This is a genomic window from Halobacillus rhizosphaerae, assembly GCF_046719735.1.
GTDB classification, from domain to species: Bacteria; Bacillota; Bacilli; order Bacillales; family Halobacillaceae; genus Halobacillus_B; species Halobacillus_B rhizosphaerae.
Window position 1 is genome coordinate 61745 of the sequence record NZ_JAUTWQ010000025.1, and the last position, 16446, is coordinate 78190.

Annotated in this window: 19 protein-coding genes; 12 read left to right on the forward strand and 7 right to left on the reverse strand. The window is 41.2% G+C overall.

Features of this window, described 5'->3' with window-relative positions:
• Nucleotides 1-60: 60 nt before the first annotated feature.
• The gene (locus Q7A53_RS19365) at nt 61-207 is read right to left on the reverse strand and encodes a YpzG family protein (protein ID WP_411790852.1); all 147 of its coding nucleotides are present in this window, start codon (nt 205-207) and stop codon (nt 61-63) included.
• On the reverse strand, nt 197-373 hold the full coding sequence (gene sspK / locus Q7A53_RS19370; protein WP_411790853.1) for a small acid-soluble spore protein K: 177 nt from the start codon (nt 371-373) through the stop codon (nt 197-199). The genes Q7A53_RS19365 and sspK overlap by 11 nt, the downstream gene beginning before the upstream one ends.
• Before the next feature lie 107 nt (nt 374-480).
• Here sspK and Q7A53_RS19375 point away from each other — a divergent pair, with 107 nt between their 5' ends.
• On the forward strand, nt 481-747 hold the full coding sequence (locus Q7A53_RS19375; RefSeq protein WP_411790854.1) for a YfhJ family protein: 267 nt from the start codon (nt 481-483) through the stop codon (nt 745-747).
• Between the two features lie 69 nt (nt 748-816).
• Here the strand turns inward: Q7A53_RS19375 and Q7A53_RS19380 are convergent, their stop codons facing one another.
• Nucleotides 817-1821 carry a metal-dependent hydrolase gene (locus tag Q7A53_RS19380; RefSeq protein ID WP_411790855.1) on the reverse strand — a complete coding sequence of 335 codons (1005 nt, stop codon included), beginning with the start codon at nt 1819-1821 and terminating at the stop codon, nt 817-819.
• Between the two features lie 60 nt (nt 1822-1881).
• Here Q7A53_RS19380 and mutY point away from each other — a divergent pair, with 60 nt between their 5' ends.
• Entirely contained in the window at nt 1882-2970 is a 1089-nt protein-coding gene (mutY, locus tag Q7A53_RS19385) for an A/G-specific adenine glycosylase (RefSeq protein WP_411790856.1), read from the forward strand.
• On the opposite strand, the gene Q7A53_RS19390 is transcribed toward mutY, so the two are convergent.
• Nucleotides 2960-3184 (reverse strand): cytosolic protein, encoded by a 225-nt coding sequence (locus Q7A53_RS19390; RefSeq protein ID WP_411790857.1) that lies wholly within the window; start codon nt 3182-3184, stop codon nt 2960-2962. The genes mutY and Q7A53_RS19390 overlap by 11 nt on opposite strands.
• 332 nt (nt 3185-3516) lie before the next feature.
• Here Q7A53_RS19390 and Q7A53_RS19395 point away from each other — a divergent pair, with 332 nt between their 5' ends.
• The 4 genes from Q7A53_RS19395 to Q7A53_RS19410 all read left to right on the forward strand — a co-directional run bounded on the left by Q7A53_RS19395 (nt 3517) and on the right by Q7A53_RS19410 (nt 8046).
• Entirely contained in the window at nt 3517-4584 is a 1068-nt protein-coding gene (locus Q7A53_RS19395) for a LysM peptidoglycan-binding domain-containing protein (protein ID WP_411790858.1), read from the forward strand.
• 153 nt (nt 4585-4737) lie between these two features.
• Nucleotides 4738-4920, forward strand: coding sequence for a gamma-type small acid-soluble spore protein (locus tag Q7A53_RS19400; RefSeq protein ID WP_411790859.1), 183 nt, complete (start codon nt 4738-4740; stop codon nt 4918-4920).
• Between the two features lie 736 nt (nt 4921-5656).
• Nucleotides 5657-6184, forward strand: coding sequence for a nucleoside tri-diphosphate phosphatase (gene ntdP, locus Q7A53_RS19405; protein WP_411790860.1), 528 nt, complete (start codon nt 5657-5659; stop codon nt 6182-6184).
• 89 nt (nt 6185-6273) lie between these two features.
• A complete protein-coding gene (locus tag Q7A53_RS19410; RefSeq protein ID WP_411790861.1) occupies nt 6274-8046 on the forward strand; it encodes an ABC transporter ATP-binding protein in 1773 nt (590 codons plus the stop codon).
• A 32-nt stretch (nt 8047-8078) separates the two neighbouring features.
• Here the strand turns inward: Q7A53_RS19410 and Q7A53_RS19415 are convergent, their stop codons facing one another.
• Both Q7A53_RS19415 and Q7A53_RS19420 read right to left on the reverse strand, forming a co-directional pair.
• Nucleotides 8079-9146: an FUSC family protein gene (locus Q7A53_RS19415; protein WP_411790862.1), complete on the reverse strand. Its 1068-nt coding sequence runs from the start codon at nt 9144-9146 to the stop codon at nt 8079-8081.
• Nucleotides 9147-9638: 492 nt separating this feature from the next.
• Nucleotides 9639-10934, reverse strand: coding sequence for a glutamate-1-semialdehyde 2,1-aminomutase (locus tag Q7A53_RS19420; protein WP_411790863.1), 1296 nt, complete (start codon nt 10932-10934; stop codon nt 9639-9641).
• Nucleotides 10935-11336: 402 nt separating this feature from the next.
• On the opposite strand from Q7A53_RS19420, the gene Q7A53_RS19425 reads away from it, so the two are divergent.
• The 5 genes from Q7A53_RS19425 to perR all read left to right on the forward strand — a co-directional run bounded on the left by Q7A53_RS19425 (nt 11337) and on the right by perR (nt 14552).
• Complete coding sequence (locus Q7A53_RS19425; RefSeq protein ID WP_411790864.1) at nt 11337-11816, forward strand: ion channel; 480 nt, start codon at nt 11337-11339, stop codon at nt 11814-11816.
• Nucleotides 11817-11884: 68 nt separating this feature from the next.
• A complete protein-coding gene (gene bcp / locus Q7A53_RS19430; RefSeq protein WP_411790865.1) occupies nt 11885-12355 on the forward strand; it encodes a thioredoxin-dependent thiol peroxidase in 471 nt (156 codons plus the stop codon).
• A 115-nt stretch (nt 12356-12470) separates the two neighbouring features.
• Nucleotides 12471-13421, forward strand: coding sequence for a D-2-hydroxyacid dehydrogenase (locus tag Q7A53_RS19435; RefSeq protein ID WP_411790866.1), 951 nt, complete (start codon nt 12471-12473; stop codon nt 13419-13421).
• A gap of 2 nt (nt 13422-13423) precedes the next feature.
• Complete coding sequence (locus tag Q7A53_RS19440; protein WP_411790867.1) at nt 13424-13981, forward strand: cob(I)yrinic acid a,c-diamide adenosyltransferase; 558 nt, start codon at nt 13424-13426, stop codon at nt 13979-13981.
• 127 nt (nt 13982-14108) lie between these two features.
• Nucleotides 14109-14552 (forward strand): peroxide-responsive transcriptional repressor PerR, encoded by a 444-nt coding sequence (gene perR, locus Q7A53_RS19445; RefSeq protein ID WP_411790874.1) that lies wholly within the window; start codon nt 14109-14111, stop codon nt 14550-14552.
• A gap of 109 nt (nt 14553-14661) precedes the next feature.
• On the opposite strand, the gene Q7A53_RS19450 is transcribed toward perR, so the two are convergent.
• Entirely contained in the window at nt 14662-15039 is a 378-nt protein-coding gene (locus Q7A53_RS19450) for a YgzB family protein (protein WP_411790868.1), read from the reverse strand.
• 135 nt (nt 15040-15174) lie between these two features.
• On the opposite strand from Q7A53_RS19450, the gene Q7A53_RS19455 reads away from it, so the two are divergent.
• On the forward strand, nt 15175-16053 hold the full coding sequence (locus Q7A53_RS19455) for a nucleotidyltransferase-like protein (protein ID WP_411790869.1): 879 nt from the start codon (nt 15175-15177) through the stop codon (nt 16051-16053).
• The last annotated feature ends 393 nt before the right edge of the window (nt 16054-16446 follow it).

The window sequence follows — 16446 nt, forward strand, 5'->3', positions numbered from 1 at the left end:
TCACAGCTTTTCGCAAAAATGCAAAAGAGAGCGCCTCTAAGGGAGACGCTCTTATTTTATTTACATTCTTTTCTTTACTTGCGTTTGAGTGATTTGATCTGATTGCGTCTGTTCCGTTTCGCCATTCACCAGATTACTCAAATGCTTAGGACTTCGATGAGGCTTATGGAAGGTGTCAGCTATTGGTTTGTAGTTTTTACGACCCACGCTTATTCCTCCCTGTTTGATTAATGTCACGGTCCCTGGAATGAGCAGCACGTTCTTGCGGGCGATTATTGATAGACCCGTCAGGACGCAAGGCCAAATACTCACTTTCGTCCTCAGGTGCATGTGTCATTTTTACATTAGGAAAGTCTTTTGCTTTATTACGCATGGTTTACCCTCCTTGGTCTTTTAACAAGACAAGCTTAGTCTGTGTAAATGGGTTTAAACTATGTGATACAATGGTTTGTAAACATTGCCACAACGAGGTGAAATTGGATGGAAGATATATTTCAGCGTTTAGCTGACCGTTTATATAATAAAAATGAGCAACTAACAATTGATGAGGCCCGCACATGGGTGGAACTCTTATGGGAAGATTTCGAGGCATCCCGTGCAAAGGCTGGCCATGAATACCAAGGAAAACAACTAACCGAACAAATTGTTATTCAGTGGGTAGATAATTATGGACCAAGACTGCACGAATTTGTAGCCGAAAACCCTAAATATCAACACTTGTTTAACAAGAAGAAACGTCTTCATTAAAAAAAGCCGCAGTGCTCATGCACGCGGCTTTTGCTCATCTGGGAATTTTTTATATTTAAGCTTTTATTCTCACCCTTTTGGGCTGCTCATTGGATCCAGTTTATTTTGTAATTTTTCTTCAGTAAATACCCATCCGGTATAGGAGTTCAATATTTTATAGTTGTCTCCATGCTCGTCGTCAATATGAGCTAATGCTACAAAAGGGTAACGCCCTTTAGAACGGTAGCGTAAATCAATAAAACGAACTTCCGTATATTCATCGAAATAGTTCATTTCGTACCGGTAGACCGGTGAAAACGAGAGAAAAGCTTTAATATTATGATCCGTCAAAGCTTTTTGAACAATAGGGTCGTCGTAGTCGATGTGTTTATTCTCAAATTCATCCTGAATGATTAAGTGACCATTTTCAGCGCGGCCGACATAATAATTCGAATTTGTAGTAATCGCAATCCGCCAAATATTCTGTTTCAGTGTTGGCGAAGTAGCAATTTGCTCAACATTGTCAAAATTCTTGTGAATGAGCCGGACAAGTTCACGTTTATCAAAATATCGTTTAACATAGTAGAGGGCAATAACGAAATAGATCACGATCCATAATAAACCTGGACTCGCTCCAAGGTTCCATGCCACTATACCTGCAAGGTGCATCGTGAAGATATAAGGGTCAAATGTATTAATAAACCCATATGCCACCCAGCGATGTGTGAATGGACGGTAAGCCTGAGTACCATAAGCATTGAATATATCTACGAAAACGTGCAGAATTACTGCTAAAAAAGTCCATAACCACAAATGTAAAAAGTTTACTTCAGGGAAAAACAAATGGATGATTGCGGGTATTCCGATTCCCCAAAGGAATACAGCGGGTAGTGAGTGTGTAATTCCTCGATGATTACGGATATACACAGCATTGTTTTTTAATTTTAGAACCGTATCTGAATCGGGGGCTTGTGATCCGATCAGCGTACCGGCTAACACTGCGTTAAATAACATGGGATCTGCTTGAACAGTCGGATCCAGCGTAGCTAGACCGCCTAAAGCGACGCCCATGACAACGTGTGTACCTGTATCCATTTCAGCTGCCTCCTTTGGCAAGTCTGTTTAAAAGTAGTTTATCACGAAGGATGATTAAACATGAAAAATCAAGAGAGAATTCAGCATATTGCAGGAAAATTCGACAAAACTAAGTTTCAAACTCAGCTCATTAACTGGTTTACTCAAGACCAGAGGATCTTACCATGGCGGGAAAATCAAGATCCGTACCGAGTCTGGATATCAGAAATTATGCTCCAACAGACCCGAGTAGATACAGTAATCCCGTATTTTAATAATTTTTTAACAAAATTTCCAACTCCAGAGGCGTTAGCTGAAGCAGATGAACAAGAAGTGTTAAAAGCATGGGAGGGCTTAGGATACTATTCCCGAGCAAGAAATCTGCAAAACGCGGTTCGGGAAGTTGTTGAGAAATATGAGGGTATAGTACCAAATGACCCTGATTTATTGGGAGAATTAAAAGGAGTTGGCCCTTATACCAAAGGAGCCATACTTAGTATAGCTTATGATCAGCCTGAGCCTGCCGTCGATGGAAATGTAATGAGAGTACTGTCGAGAGTGTTGAAGGTAGAAGATGATATAGCCAAACAAAGTACACGTAAATTGTTTGAAGGACTGATTTATCATCTTATTTCAAAGCAAGATCCGAGCTCTTTCAATCAAGGATTAATGGAGCTTGGAGCATTAATCTGCACCCCCAAATCTCCTTCCTGTCTTCTTTGTCCCGTCCAGAATCAATGCAGGGCTTTTGCGGAAGGAATAGAAACTGAACTGCCAGTCAAGTCTTCAAAGAAAAAGCAAAAGAAGTTGCCATTCTTAGCTTTAATTGTGAGGAATGAAAAGAATCAAGTCCTCATTGAACAAAGACCAGGGGAAGGGCTGCTAGCCTCTTTATGGCAGTATCCTATGGTTCCGCTATCGGATGTGGACCTCCAAAATGCGACCCGCTGGTTTTATGGAGAATATGGTTTGGAGGTCGAACTCGGAGAATCAATAAGTCGTGTCAAGCATGTGTTTTCCCACTTAATTTGGGAAATGGAAGTTCGGACAGCTGTTGTGAATAAGGGCAGCCTGGACCATGAACGTGCTCGCTTTGTTGATCCTGAGCAAATTGCGGACTTTCCATTCCCTGTTTCTCATCAGAAGATCCACACTCACATTAATCCATAGGGAATTGAGTGCCGTTGGTCCAAGTAGCTTCTCGGGCATGCAGACCGCCTCGGCGCTCAATTTCCTTATTTATTTCTCTCAACATCGCCACTCCTTCTTGGTTTAAGTAGGGGGCAGCCTGAGATAAAGCATAGTGAAAATAACCTAGTTCTTTCTCCTGCCAAGCTTGTTTTGGCTCCATTGTCAATTCCGACATATCTCTTCCTACGTACATAAAAAAAACCTCCTATTCCCTTTTATTTTGTGTCAAAAACCCTTATTTCATACGGTTTAGACGATAAGTATACTCTTCCTAGCAAACTACCATAAAAAGGATGTAACGAAACTGTAACCTAACTGTAACGAAAGCTGTCGAATGCTTTCATATCAACGGTTATAAGAGATTAATAGACATTTTTTTATGTTTACCACTATTTACAATTAAAACTAATTTATGAATAATAGGTAACAGAGCAAACACACGACGACATAGTTTTTGGAAAACCGACATAGATTTTGTAAATGAGAAACGAAATTCATAGATTATAAAATAGAGAGGGTTTTACGATGAATAAGAAACGTTTAGCTACTGCAGTTTGTGGAACAATTTTTGGTGCGTCACTTTGGGGAACTACAGTTTTTGCAGACGAGTCACACAAAGTAGAATCTGGCGATACAATTTGGGGATTAAGCAAACAATATGATGGTTCGATTTCACAAATTAAATCTTGGAACGGATTAAACAGCAACATCATTTATGTAGGGCAGAACCTAGTAGTAAGTAAAGATGGTTCAAGCAAATCTTCATCACATAGTTCATCTAACAAGAGTACATACACGATTCAATCTGGTGATACACTTTCCAAAATTGCTCATCAGTATGGTGTATCCGTAAGAGATCTTATGAACTGGAACAATCTTAGCTCTTCTTTAATCATTACAGGAGACCATTTAAGCATCAACGGCGCAAGTGCTTCTAATCATGAAAGCAAATCATCTACGAAGAAAGTAAGTCATTCTTCTAGTTCTTCCAACTCAAGCACTTACGTAGTTCGTTCTGGTGACTCTCTTTGGAAAATTTCTAAAGACTACGGCGTGAGCGTATCCTCACTTAAAAGCTGGAACAATCTTTCAAGTGACATCATTCAAGTTGGTCAGCGTTTAAGTGTAAAAGGTGAAGCTACTCATAGTTCTGGAAACAGCAACAGTGGTTCTTCTTCTTCAAATCATGTTTCTTCTAGTAATAGTGGTTCCACAAATTCAGGAGTTTCAAACTCAGGAATTGTCCAGGAAGCAAAAAAACATCTCGGTACTCCGTATGTATGGGCAGGAACTTCTCCATCGGGATTTGATTGCAGTGGCTACATTCAGTATGTATTCAACCAAGAAGGTGTAAGCCTTCCTAGAACAGTGGCCGGTATGTATGCAGACAACCGTTTGTCTTCTGTAAGCCGTTCTGCTCTTCAGGTTGGAGACTTGGTCTTCTTTGAAACGTACAAGCCTGGTGCTTCTCACGTTGGAATTTATGTAGGCGGCAACAAGTTCATCCATGCTGGATCTTCCCGCGGGGTAGAAATCAGTTCACTGTCTAACTCTTACTGGAGCCCTAGATACATTGGAGCTAAAAGCCTTTAATTTTATAACGTATTTTCAAGACGCTTCTATATAATAGAAGCGTCTTTTTATTTTGCTTAAAAAAAAGAAATTAATGAGGAAATACAAAATTTTATTTTTTAATGAATGAAAAATGATCAACTGTGCAGACTAATTTTTGCGGAGGTGATAATCATGGCTAAGCAACCAAAACAAAACAAAACAGCTGCTGGTACAGACAAAAACCAAGTAAGACAACAAAACCAACAAGCTGCTCAAAAAGGTCAACAGCAACAATATGGTACTGAAGCTGCATCACAAACTGATGCACAACAAGTACGTGAGCAAAACCAAAAATCTCAGGCTAAGAAAAAATAACGTCTGAATAATTGGTAAGGCTTGTCAGGCTGTTTACTGGCCTGTATCAAACCCCCGAATATGAAGAAGCCGTCCAATTTTGGACGGCTTCTTTTCATATAATGAGGACATTATATATAGTCCAGACACTATTTGATGCTTTCACTTTTAGTCATCCAGCTGCAGCGCCTAGCTGCTCGTGACATAAGCAATCCCATTCTGTGGCAGAAAGCGCCACGGCATGGTTTTGCTTATGCAATTCGCAGCTGCCCAAGGCGTTTCCGCTTTTGGTTACCTCCAGCTGCGAGTCGCAGGTCCACGCGGTTCTAAGTCATCGACTTCCAGAGGAGAAAGGGCGCTCCTCTTCCAGCCGCTGGCTTAGCCCGGGGGACCTAACCGCTCCTCTTCACTTTGGTCATCCAGCTGCAGCGCCTAGCTGCTCGTGACATAAGCAACCCCATTCTGTGGCAAAAAGCGCCACGCCATGGTTTTGCTTATGCAATTCGCAGCTGCCCAAGGCGCTTCCGCTTTTGGTTACCTCCAGCTGCGAGTCGCAGGTCCACGCGGTTCTAAGTCATCGACTTCCAGAGGAGAAAGGGAGCTCCTCTTCCAGCCGCTGGCTTAGCTCGGGGGACCTAACCGCTCCTCTTCACTTTGGTTACCTATTGTGAAAATCTAATTGTTTTCATTCCTTTACAATTGTCGTTATAATAGACAGAAGGTTAATGAAACGGGAAAAGAGCAAGGGGGGGAGAACATGCCCGGCCCAGAGGCAGGTAAGAGAATTGAAATTCAAAGTTACAAGCACAATGGGAAACTTCACCGCGTGTGGGATAGTACCACGATATTAAAAGGCACAAGAAATGTGATAATCGGAGCGAATGATCGCACGACCGTTACAGAAAGTGATGGAAGAAGATGGATTACAAGAGAGCCTGCCATTTGTTATTTTCATTCTAGACACTGGTTTAATGTCATTGGTATGTTACGAACAGATGGGGTTTATTATTATTGTAATATCAGCTCACCTTTCATTTATGAAGAGGAAGCGATCAAATACATTGATTATGATTTAGATGTTAAAGTTTTTCCTGACATGACCTATAAAATTCTCGATGAAGATGAATATGATCAGCATAAACGTCAGATGAACTACCCGCATGTTCTGGATCGTATCTTATATAATAATATTGATACGCTGATTAGGTGGGTAAGACAGAGAAAAGGACCTTTTTCTCCGGAGTTTATTGATCAATGGTATGAACGATATTTAACGTATCGATAAGAAGGAAAGAATATCTTCCATGCGCACTTCCCAGGAGGTGCGCTTGATTGTTGTTAATAAGAGGTTAGAAAAGGAAGTAGGTGACGTGTATGGGGAGTATTAAACGCTATTTGCAATTTGTAAAACCGTATAAAGGAAAAATTATTATTACTGTGCTTGTAGGAATCGTAAAATTTTCTATTCCGCTATTAATGCCATTAATTATCCGTTATGTCATTGACCATATTATTAATGCTGATTCCCTCGCCCAGTCAGAAAAATTTAATCATTTACTCATGCTCATGGGTGCTGCGTTTTTCGTATTTATGATTTTGCGGCCTCCGGTTGAATATATTCGTCAATATTTAGCCCAGTGGATCGGCAGTCACATTCTGTATGATGTCCGAGATAAGTTGTTTGATCATATTCAGCGCTTGAGTTTAAGGTTTTATTCTCAGACGAAAACGGGAGAGATTATTTCCCGGGTGATTCATGATGTTGAGCAAACGAAGACCTTTGTAATCACTGGTCTAATGAATATATGGCTCGACATGTTCACGATTGTGATTGCCATTATTATTATGCTGACGATGGATCCCTGGCTCACACTGGTATCGGTGCTGTTATTTCCGTTTTACGGGTTTGCCATCAAGTACTTCTACGCAAAGCTCCGCAGACTGACAAGAGACCGTTCCCAGGCTTTAGCACAAGTGCAGGGTCACCTTCATGAACGTGTGCAAGGGGTGCCGGTTATCCGCAGTTTTGCGCTAGAAGATTATGAGCAGGACCAATTTGATGTTCAGAATAAGAATTTCCTGAATAAAGCAATTAAGCATACAAACTGGAATGCGTACACCTATTCTGTGACGAATACGATTACAGATTTAGCACCGCTTCTCGTTGTAACTTTTGCTGGTTACCAGGTAATTACCGGGGCACTGACAGTAGGTACGATGGTGGCTTTTGTCGGGTATATGGATCGTGTATACAATCCGCTTCGACGTTTAGTGAACTCTGCTACGGTGCTGACGCAGTCCATTGCTTCCATGGACCGTGTTTTTGAGTTTTTGGATGAGGATTATGATATTAAAGATAAACCTGATGCCAAAAAGCTTGAAAAGGTACACGGGGACGTAACGATTGATAATGTATCCTTTAAATATGATGATGATGAACCTATGGTGTTAAATAATGTTAGTCTCGAGGTTAAGAAAGGGGAAACGATCGCTTTTGTAGGAATGAGCGGAGGAGGAAAATCAACTCTGATCAGTTTAATTCCGCGTTTTTATGATGTGAACAGCGGTCGGATCCTCATCGATGGGACAGATATTCGGGATGTAGAAGCACGCACACTCCGTGATAAAATTGGCATGGTGCTCCAAGATAATATTTTATTTAGTGAATCGATTGCGATGAATATTAAAATGGGGGACCCAGAGGCTACGGACGAAGAGATGATTGAGGCTGCTAAGGCGGCTAACGCGCATGATTTTATTATGAGTCTTCCTAATGGGTATGAAACCTTAGTAGGCGAACGCGGTGTTAAGCTCTCTGGAGGTCAGAAACAGCGAGTGGCCATCGCCAGGGTTTTCCTTAAGAACCCGCCTGTACTTGTACTAGATGAAGCAACGTCTGCACTTGATTTGGAAAGTGAAAGCCTTATTCAAGGAGCTCTTGAGCGGCTTGCTTCGGACCGGACGACCTTTATTGTAGCTCACCGATTAGCAACGATCACACATGCTGATCGGATTGTCCTCATTGAAAATGGTGAAATTGTAGAAGCTGGATCTCATAGTGAACTAATGAATAAACAGGGCGGCTACTATAATCTCTTCCAAGTTCAGCAGTTGGATGACAGCAAAAAAGAATATTTAGGAACGTAAAAAAAGGAGGCCGGTACATGGCCTCCTTTTCGTTATTTATCAGAAGTTTTTATATAGTCTTCCTGATGGTGCGTTTGATAGCTTTTCAGAAGCCTTTTTAATTTCTCCAGCTGGTAATAATATTCCATTAATTGAGAAGCTAAGGGAAGGAAGGCGAATTTATCGGAATCGCCGCTTTCTTCAAAGATATTGGTTAATCGCTCAACGAGGAGCGGGATATCAGGTTCTTCAATTGTTCGCAGGGATTGTTTATGGGTTTGTTTAATCCGCCCCTTTAAACTAAGCACTAATTTCTCGTGAGCATTAATCAGTTTGTCCAGCTCTCCTACAAGGACGTCCTGAAATTCGTAAGGAATTTGCTCGATTTTGTATTCTAACCGGTAAAAGGCTTTTAATACATCGAATGATTTCTTTGTGGTAGTGATTAAATGACGGAACAACACGAGCTTGCGGCCTTTAGAGAATCGTTTTCCTTTCCAATACGTTCGTTCTTCGGAATAAAGCAGAAAGGTGTGATCGATCCAGCGGATTTCGTCTTGTATACGCTGGATTTCATATTTAAGCGCAGGCTGATCAGAAAGCTGGCGGGTTGTAACCCGAAGCCACTGCAAAATATCAGTCGTAGCTAAATCAATCTTCTTAAATAGTCTTGTTTCATATCTTGGCGGTAAGAATACTAAATTGACAATAAAAGCGGCAAGTATACCAAGCAGCATCGATGAAAATCTGGAAGCTGCAAAGTGGATAAATGTTAAATCTGTCGAATCCATTAAAGCAATTACGGCTACAACGGCAAGAGAAATGGTATTTTCATTCATTTTTAAATTTGTTGTAAAACCTATAACGATAATAATCGCAAATGCGACGATAAAAGGATCATTCCCCAGGGTAAAGACTGCCACAACCGCAATGAGGGCCCCGATAGTATTTCCTTGAATTTGTTCAATGATCGATTGATAAGAGCGGTAAATGGATGGCTGAATCGAAAAGGCGGCAGCAATGGCTGCTAGTAATGGTGATACAAAGCCAAGCAGGCTGGATACATACAAAGCTACTGCTACGGCAAGCCCCGTCTTCATCATACGAGCGCCGAGTTTCATAAGGTAACATCATCCTTCAAGTTTTGAATTAAGCATCAATGAACTCATTATATAGAATTTTTATTTGAGATTCACTCTTTTTTTCTCGTTCCCTTCAACAAATTAGTTTAATCACTGAGAGAAGGGTTATGAACGCAAAAAAATAAGCCATCGCAATTTAAACTGCGATCGCTCGAGCTTCCTTTAGAGGAAGGGGTTTCAGTTTTACACCGAAACCTATGAAAAGGGAAAGAAATGAAAACAGTAATCATAATTCGTTTGAATTTTCAGAATTATATTCTTATCTTAGCATGGATTGGAAACGTTCGCAACACTAAGTTATAAAAAATGGGGATTGGAGACAAGGACTTCCCTCAAAAGGATGAAGCTGTGAAACGACTGGAAATTTTACTTCAGTCAGAAAAAATCCGAACAATGATAGGAAATGGGGTGAACATTTCATCATTGTTCGGATTTAATAATGGCTAAGACACTCTTATTTTTGGCGTGTGATTATTCATTTGCCATGATTTGAAAGGATTCTTCGACTGCTTTTAGCGTTTGATGAATATCTTCCTCTGTATGGGCGGTAGTCAGGAACCAAGCTTCATATTTGGAAGGGGCTAGATTTATGCCTTTCTCCAGCATTAACTTAAAGAAGCGGGCAAATTGCTCGCCGTTAGTTTGCTCGGCTTGTTCATAATTTTCGATTTTCTGGGTGGTGAAATAAACGGTTAATGCTCCTTTTAGACGGTTGATGGTAATAGGAATCCCGTAGGTTTCAGCATGCTTGTGAATGCCGTCCTCCAGCAGTTCTCCAAGCTTGTCCATTTCTTCATAGATCCCCTCTTGTTTGAGAACTTCTAAACAGGCGATGCCGGCTGACATGGAAGCTGGGTTTCCTGCCATTGTTCCTGCCTGGTAAGCTGGCCCGAGCGGAGCTACTTGTTCCATAATATCAGCGCGACCACCATATGCGCCGATGGGCAGACCGCCGCCGATAATTTTTCCCATAGCTGTCATGTCTGGTTCAATAGCGAGGAGCTGTTGAGCGCTGCCGTATGTGAAACGAAACGCTGTAATTACTTCATCATAAATAACAAGGGCGCCTGCTTCATGAGTTAATGTGTTCACTTCTTCGAGGAAGCCTTCCTTTGGTTCCACGATGCCGAAATTACCTACAATCGGTTCAACCATCACGGCAGCAATTTCATCGCCGTATTTATGGAGAGCTTCTTTTAATGGTTCAACATCGTTAAAAGGTACGGTAATAACGTCTTGAGCTATAGAAGTAGGAACTCCGGCAGAATCTGGGGTTCCGAGAGTGGAAGGACCGGAACCTGCAGCCACAAGGACCAGATCAGAATGACCGTGGTAACATCCGGCAAATTTAATGATCTTGTTCCGGCCGGTGTAAGCTCGGGCCACTCGAATTGTAGTCATAACCGCTTCGGTTCCAGAATTAACAAATCTAACTTTATCCAGTGAAGGAATGGCGTCCTTCAGCATTTTAGCAAACGTGTTCTCAAGCTTGGTCGGTGTGCCGTAAAGAACCCCGTTTTGTGCTGCTTTCGTAATCGCTTCTGTTATGTGCGGGTGGGCATGTCCTGTAATGATTGGACCGTACGCCCCAAGATAATCAATGTATTCATTTCCATCTGCATCGATAAAGTGAGAGCCTTCAGCTTTTTCCATATACACGGGTGTACCTCCGCCGACGCCTTTGTATGCGCGTGATGGAGAATTCACCCCGCCGACTATATGTTTTTGAGCTTCCGTATAAAGTTGTTCGGATTGAGTAAAATTCATGTTTCAGCCTCCAGTTGATTCAATATTCAAGTCTCATTGTAGCACGGACTTGCAAACAAGACAGAGATCTCTTGCTTCAGAAAGAAGAAATTTCAGGAGTTGAAATTAATTGCAGGGGATTGGAAGAGTGGGTAAGAACAGCAATGAGCCGAAAGCGTCCGCGGAATTCCCTTATTTTCCAAAATACTTTATCATATTCAAGCGCGTCCTCAAACGTGTGGGCCGATATTCTTCTATCGGGTGAAACGGATTTCTTCCTATATAAATATAAGAGTGATTAAAGATTAACTGCAGTAGGGATTTGAGCAGGGGAGAACCGCATAAATTCGTAAGGTTTCACATATTAAAACTATAGAGGACAAGTTGCTCTTGTCTTGTATAAAGGTTACTAGGCTATTCAGAATGTTATGGATTCGTAACTTGCTTTTAGACTTGTGCTGTCTTTCTTCCTTTGGACAAAGGAGTCGATGGATTATTTTTATTTTGTTATCTCTCATTGCACTTGCTATCATTTTCGGAAGCTTAAAACAGATTTTCACTTCCCTGGAAGAAGAACAAAAGATCTTTTCTTTTCATTTATTTATATCTGTCCTCCTTCTTTATACGATTATTACGATTGGGTTCGGACTCTTGTATTCTGTACTATCCGTAGGAGGGCTGGAAATCTTTCATGATGTGCCGGCTGCTTCTTCGGAAACTTGGATGGAGGAAGTATCGAGGAGTATGTATTTCAGCGGAGTTACTTTGTTTACAGTGGGATATGGAGATTTGCTGCCTCTTGGTCTTGGACGATGGCTAGCCTTATTTGAAGCTATGATTGGCTATGCTCTTCCGGCTGCCCTGGTCATGAAGGTGTGGCTTCACGACAAAGGAAATAGCTGATGTTGGAACTTTCCGAACAGATAAGGTAGGCTGATAAGTATAGACTATATATAGGAGGGTTCTCTGTAATGACATTAGAAACAGGAAAAAAAGCACCAGACTTTACTCTACCAGCAAATAACGGAGAAAATGTATCCTTATCTGATTACAAAGGTAAAAACGTGGTCCTTTACTTTTACCCGAAGGATATGACACCAGGTTGTACAACGGAAGCTTGTGATTTCCGTGACAAACATGAAAGCTTCGCAGATTTGGACGCCGTGATCTTAGGCGTAAGTCCTGATCCAGTGGAAAGCCATAAGAAATTTATTGATAAGCATGACCTGCCCTTCCTGCTATTAGCGGATGAAGATCACAGTGTGGCGGAAGAATTCGGTGTGTGGAAGCTTAAGAAGAATTTCGGCAAGGAGTACTACGGAATTGAACGCTCTACCTTTATCATTGATAAAGAAGGGAACCTTGCGGAAGATTTTCGTAAAGTAAAAGTGGATGGACATGTGGAAGCGGCTCTAAGCTACATTCGCGAACAACTGCAATAAGTGAGTCGAGCCCTGACGGTTAAGTCGGGGCTGTTCTTTTTATTGAGGAAGACTCCAACGTTGCGGCCAGCCGCAGCTATAATTATGATAGAAGAAGTAAGGGAGGAGATGAACCATGAAAGTTGTGTCAGCCATTAAACGTGTTCCTGAGTCGATAAGGAATCATTTTGAGCAGAAATATTCGCAAACAGAATTTATTTTTTGTCATGGCATAGAAGAAGCGGAAACGTATTTGTCTGAAGCGGATGTATTTGTTACATATGGGGAAGATTTGAATAAAGAGAGAATACAAAAGGCAGAGCACCTTAAGTGGATTATGGTTTTATCCGCTGGTATGGATCGTATGCCGTTTGAGGAAATAGAGGAAAGAGGTATTACCGTTACCAATGTTCGAGGAATTCATGCACGTCCAATGGCAGAATACGCCATTTCTATGCTGCTGCAGGTTTCTCGTCAAGCAAAGACACTCATTGCTCAGGAAACGAAGCATCAATGGGATCGTACACCTGTTTTGAACGAGATTAATAACAGGACGATGGTCTTGCTCGGGACCGGAGCCATTGCTCAAGAAACGGCGCGGTTAGCGAAAGCCTTTCATATGAAGACGATTGGTGTATCGAAATCGGGAAATGCGAAACCTCATTTAGATGAAACCTATACGGTGGAAGAATTAAAAGATGTCCTGCCTGAAGCGGATTTCGTAGTCGCTGTATTGCCAAGTACTGAAGAAACTCGCTATTTGATGAACAAATCACATTTTCAAATGATGAAAGAATCCAGTCTGTTCTTAAATATGGGCAGAGGAGATCTCGTATCCTCCACAGATTTGCTGGAGGCCATTCGAAACAAAGAAATTGCCCATGCAGTGCTTGATGTATTTGAAGAAGAGCCGCTCCCTCAGGAACATCCTTTCTGGGAAGAGGAAAATGTCACAGTAACACCACACCATTCAGGGATTTCTCCGCATTACGTCCCAAGAGCCTTTGAAGTATTTGACGAGAACTTGGAACGTTATTTAAAACAGGAAGAACTAGTGAATCTAATTGATCCAAAACGGGGGTATTAAGGATGAGAATTTATACTAGATCTGGGGATAAGGGACAAACGTCTCTTATTTATGGGGACCGTGTAGCTAAGAATGATTTAAGAGTGGATGCATACGGCACGTGTGATGAAGCCAATTCAGCAATCGGACTTGCCGTCAGCCACTTAAATCGCGAAGATTGGGCAGAGAAAGAAGAATTTATGACCGCCATGCAGAAAATCCAGACGATCCTTTTCCACGTCGGGGCAGAGCTTGCTACTCCTAAAGGGAAAGAAGTGGCCTGGCAGCTGAAGAAGGAGCACATCGAAGAGTTAGAAAAACAGATTGATCTATGGGATAAAGAACTGGCACCCTTAAAAAATTTCATTCTGCCTTCAGGACATGAAGCATCTGCTGGACTTCACTTGGCCAGAACAGTGGTCCGAAGAGCTGAGCGTACAGCGGTTGGACTAGGAGAAGAGCTTGAAAATCCGCTCGTTGTGTCTTATTTGAACCGGTTGTCTGATTTACTTTTTGTTGCAGCAAGGTATGTAAACCATCAGCTGGGTGGCCGCGAACTGCCACTACACCCTGATGTTTAAGGGGTTTACTACATTTTTTAAGAGATAACTTTTATTGACAATACCTTTCTTTACAGGTTACACTAATTATAAAGATTCTAATTTAATAATATTCTAAATCAAGAATCAGTTTATGAAAGCGAGGTGCATGGCTGTGTCTGACCATCGACTCCAGGACGCAATTGATACATTAAAAGATTCAGGTGTTCGAATTACTCCACAGCGTCATGCGGTGCTTGAATACCTACTGAATTCTATGACTCACCCTACAGCTGATGAAATTTATAAAGCATTAGAAAGTAAATTTCCCAATATGAGTGTGGCTACGGTCTATAACAATCTCCGGGTGTTCAGGGAAATCGGCTTAGTCCGGGAACTGACCTACGGAGACTCATCAAGCCGCTTTGATTGTAACACGACGGATCATTATCATATTATTTGCGAATCATGCGGTAAAATCGTTGACTTTCACTATCCTAGTCTAAATGAAGTGGAATCATTAGCTGAACAGGTGACTGGATTTACTGTAAGTCATCATCGCATGGAAGTATATGGAACGTGTTCAAATTGCAAAACTGCACAAACTCACTAAACTGAAAGCCAGGTGCTTTCAGTTTTTTACTGTCTAATTCTTAACCCTTATGTTTGTCTGAATAAAATAATCCCCCGCTGTCCGATGACAGCGGGGGATTTTATATGAATTAAGTATGATGTTCTGCTTTTCGCTTTTTGGGGCGTTTGGAATTATATTTTTCATCGAATTCTTCGCCTTCTAAAGACTTGTCCATCGTTAAGGGCTGATCGCAATGCATACAAGCATCCACACGCCCAAGCATTTTCGTTGGTTTTTCACAGGAAGGACATACAATTTGGATGGTACGAGTGGAAAGCATGCCGATCCAGAAATACACTACAGTACTTAACCCAATAAAGCCCATCCCTAAAATCATAAAGAGAGCCATCAGCCAAGCAATATCCTTAAATATTAATCCAATGTACATTACTCCGAAACCAGCAAAAATTAACCAGAATGCAAACGAGCGGATCTTATTAATTTTGCTGCTGTATTTTAAAGCCACTACGTGTACCTCCTTTATCTCTTCATATGTAGTATAGCATAATTTACCTGGGCGAAATATAATTTGAAAAAAGGATTTTCGTCGAAAGTATCGAATAAAACTAATGAACAGAATTAGAGTTATGGGGGAAATCTAATGGAAGATGTTTTACGCCCGATTTATCAAGAACGGGCAAGTCAATCAAATACTTTAGGCATTTTAATTTTAGAAAAGAAGAAACCAATAAGCCCGGTTACGGACAACTTTGACGTAATTTTATTTATTATTGTAAGAGAAGCCAAGGATCCCTGGTACGTAAAACACTATGAATATGAAAATCAGGCAGCTGCTATGCACATCGTGGATGAAACTCTGCTTCAGCATTGGATTGATACCAGTTCATACCGGAGGGCGGTGGAGTGGGTAATCAACGGTTCTATCATTTTTGAAAGAAACGAATATATTAGTGATCTTAAAGAAAAACTGAGATCATTCCCACAGCAGTCAAGAGACTTAAAGAAAGCGATCGAATTTGCCAAGCTGATTCGCAGTTATAGCGAATCCAAGGACTTGTTTGAATCAGAGCAGTATTTGGATTCATTCAGCCGCATGGTTCACTCGCTTCATTATCTTGCCCGCTTATCCATTATTGAAAAAGGTTTCCATCCGGAAGTAACTGTATGGAATCAGGTCCGTCGCATTGAACCTGAAATTTATAAGCTGTACCAGGAATTAATTGAAAGCGGTGAACCCACGGATAAACGTGTCCAGTTAATGATCCTTGCTGTAGAACATGCAATTAGCAAAAGATCTCAGTCAAGCGCGAAGCATTTAATCGATTTAATGAAAGAAAGTGAAGAGGCATGGTCATTTGGAGATTTAAAAGTCCACCCAGGCATTAAGGAATATGCACTCGACTTATCTTCAATGATTGAATACTTAGCAGAGAACGAATTAATAGAAGTTGTTCTTCAAGAAACGAAAGGTCCGAATATCTATCATCGGAAATACAAAGTGGCGGACTCTCAGTACTAGAAGAAGAGGCTTGGAATCCTTCCCTTTCTTACTTTTTAAATAGAAAGGGAAGTTTTTTATGAAAAGTTATTGACGGGTTAAGAAAAACCATGGTATATTATTAAACGTCGCATTGAGAGAGCGCGGCAGGCCGCAACGGCCAACAAAATTTCACGAAAAAAGTTGTTGACTTAAACAACTCACCATGATATATTTATTAAGTCGCTGTTTTGAAGCGGCAAACAAAACATTGATCTTTGAAAACTGAACGAACCAACCAGTACGTCAAGATATTCTTTCTATTATATAGAAGGAATTCAAACAAAGCACATTCGGTGTGCAAATGAGCAAGACAAACTTTTTCACTTTTATGGAGAGTTTGATCCTGGCTCAGGACGAACGCTGGCGGCGTGC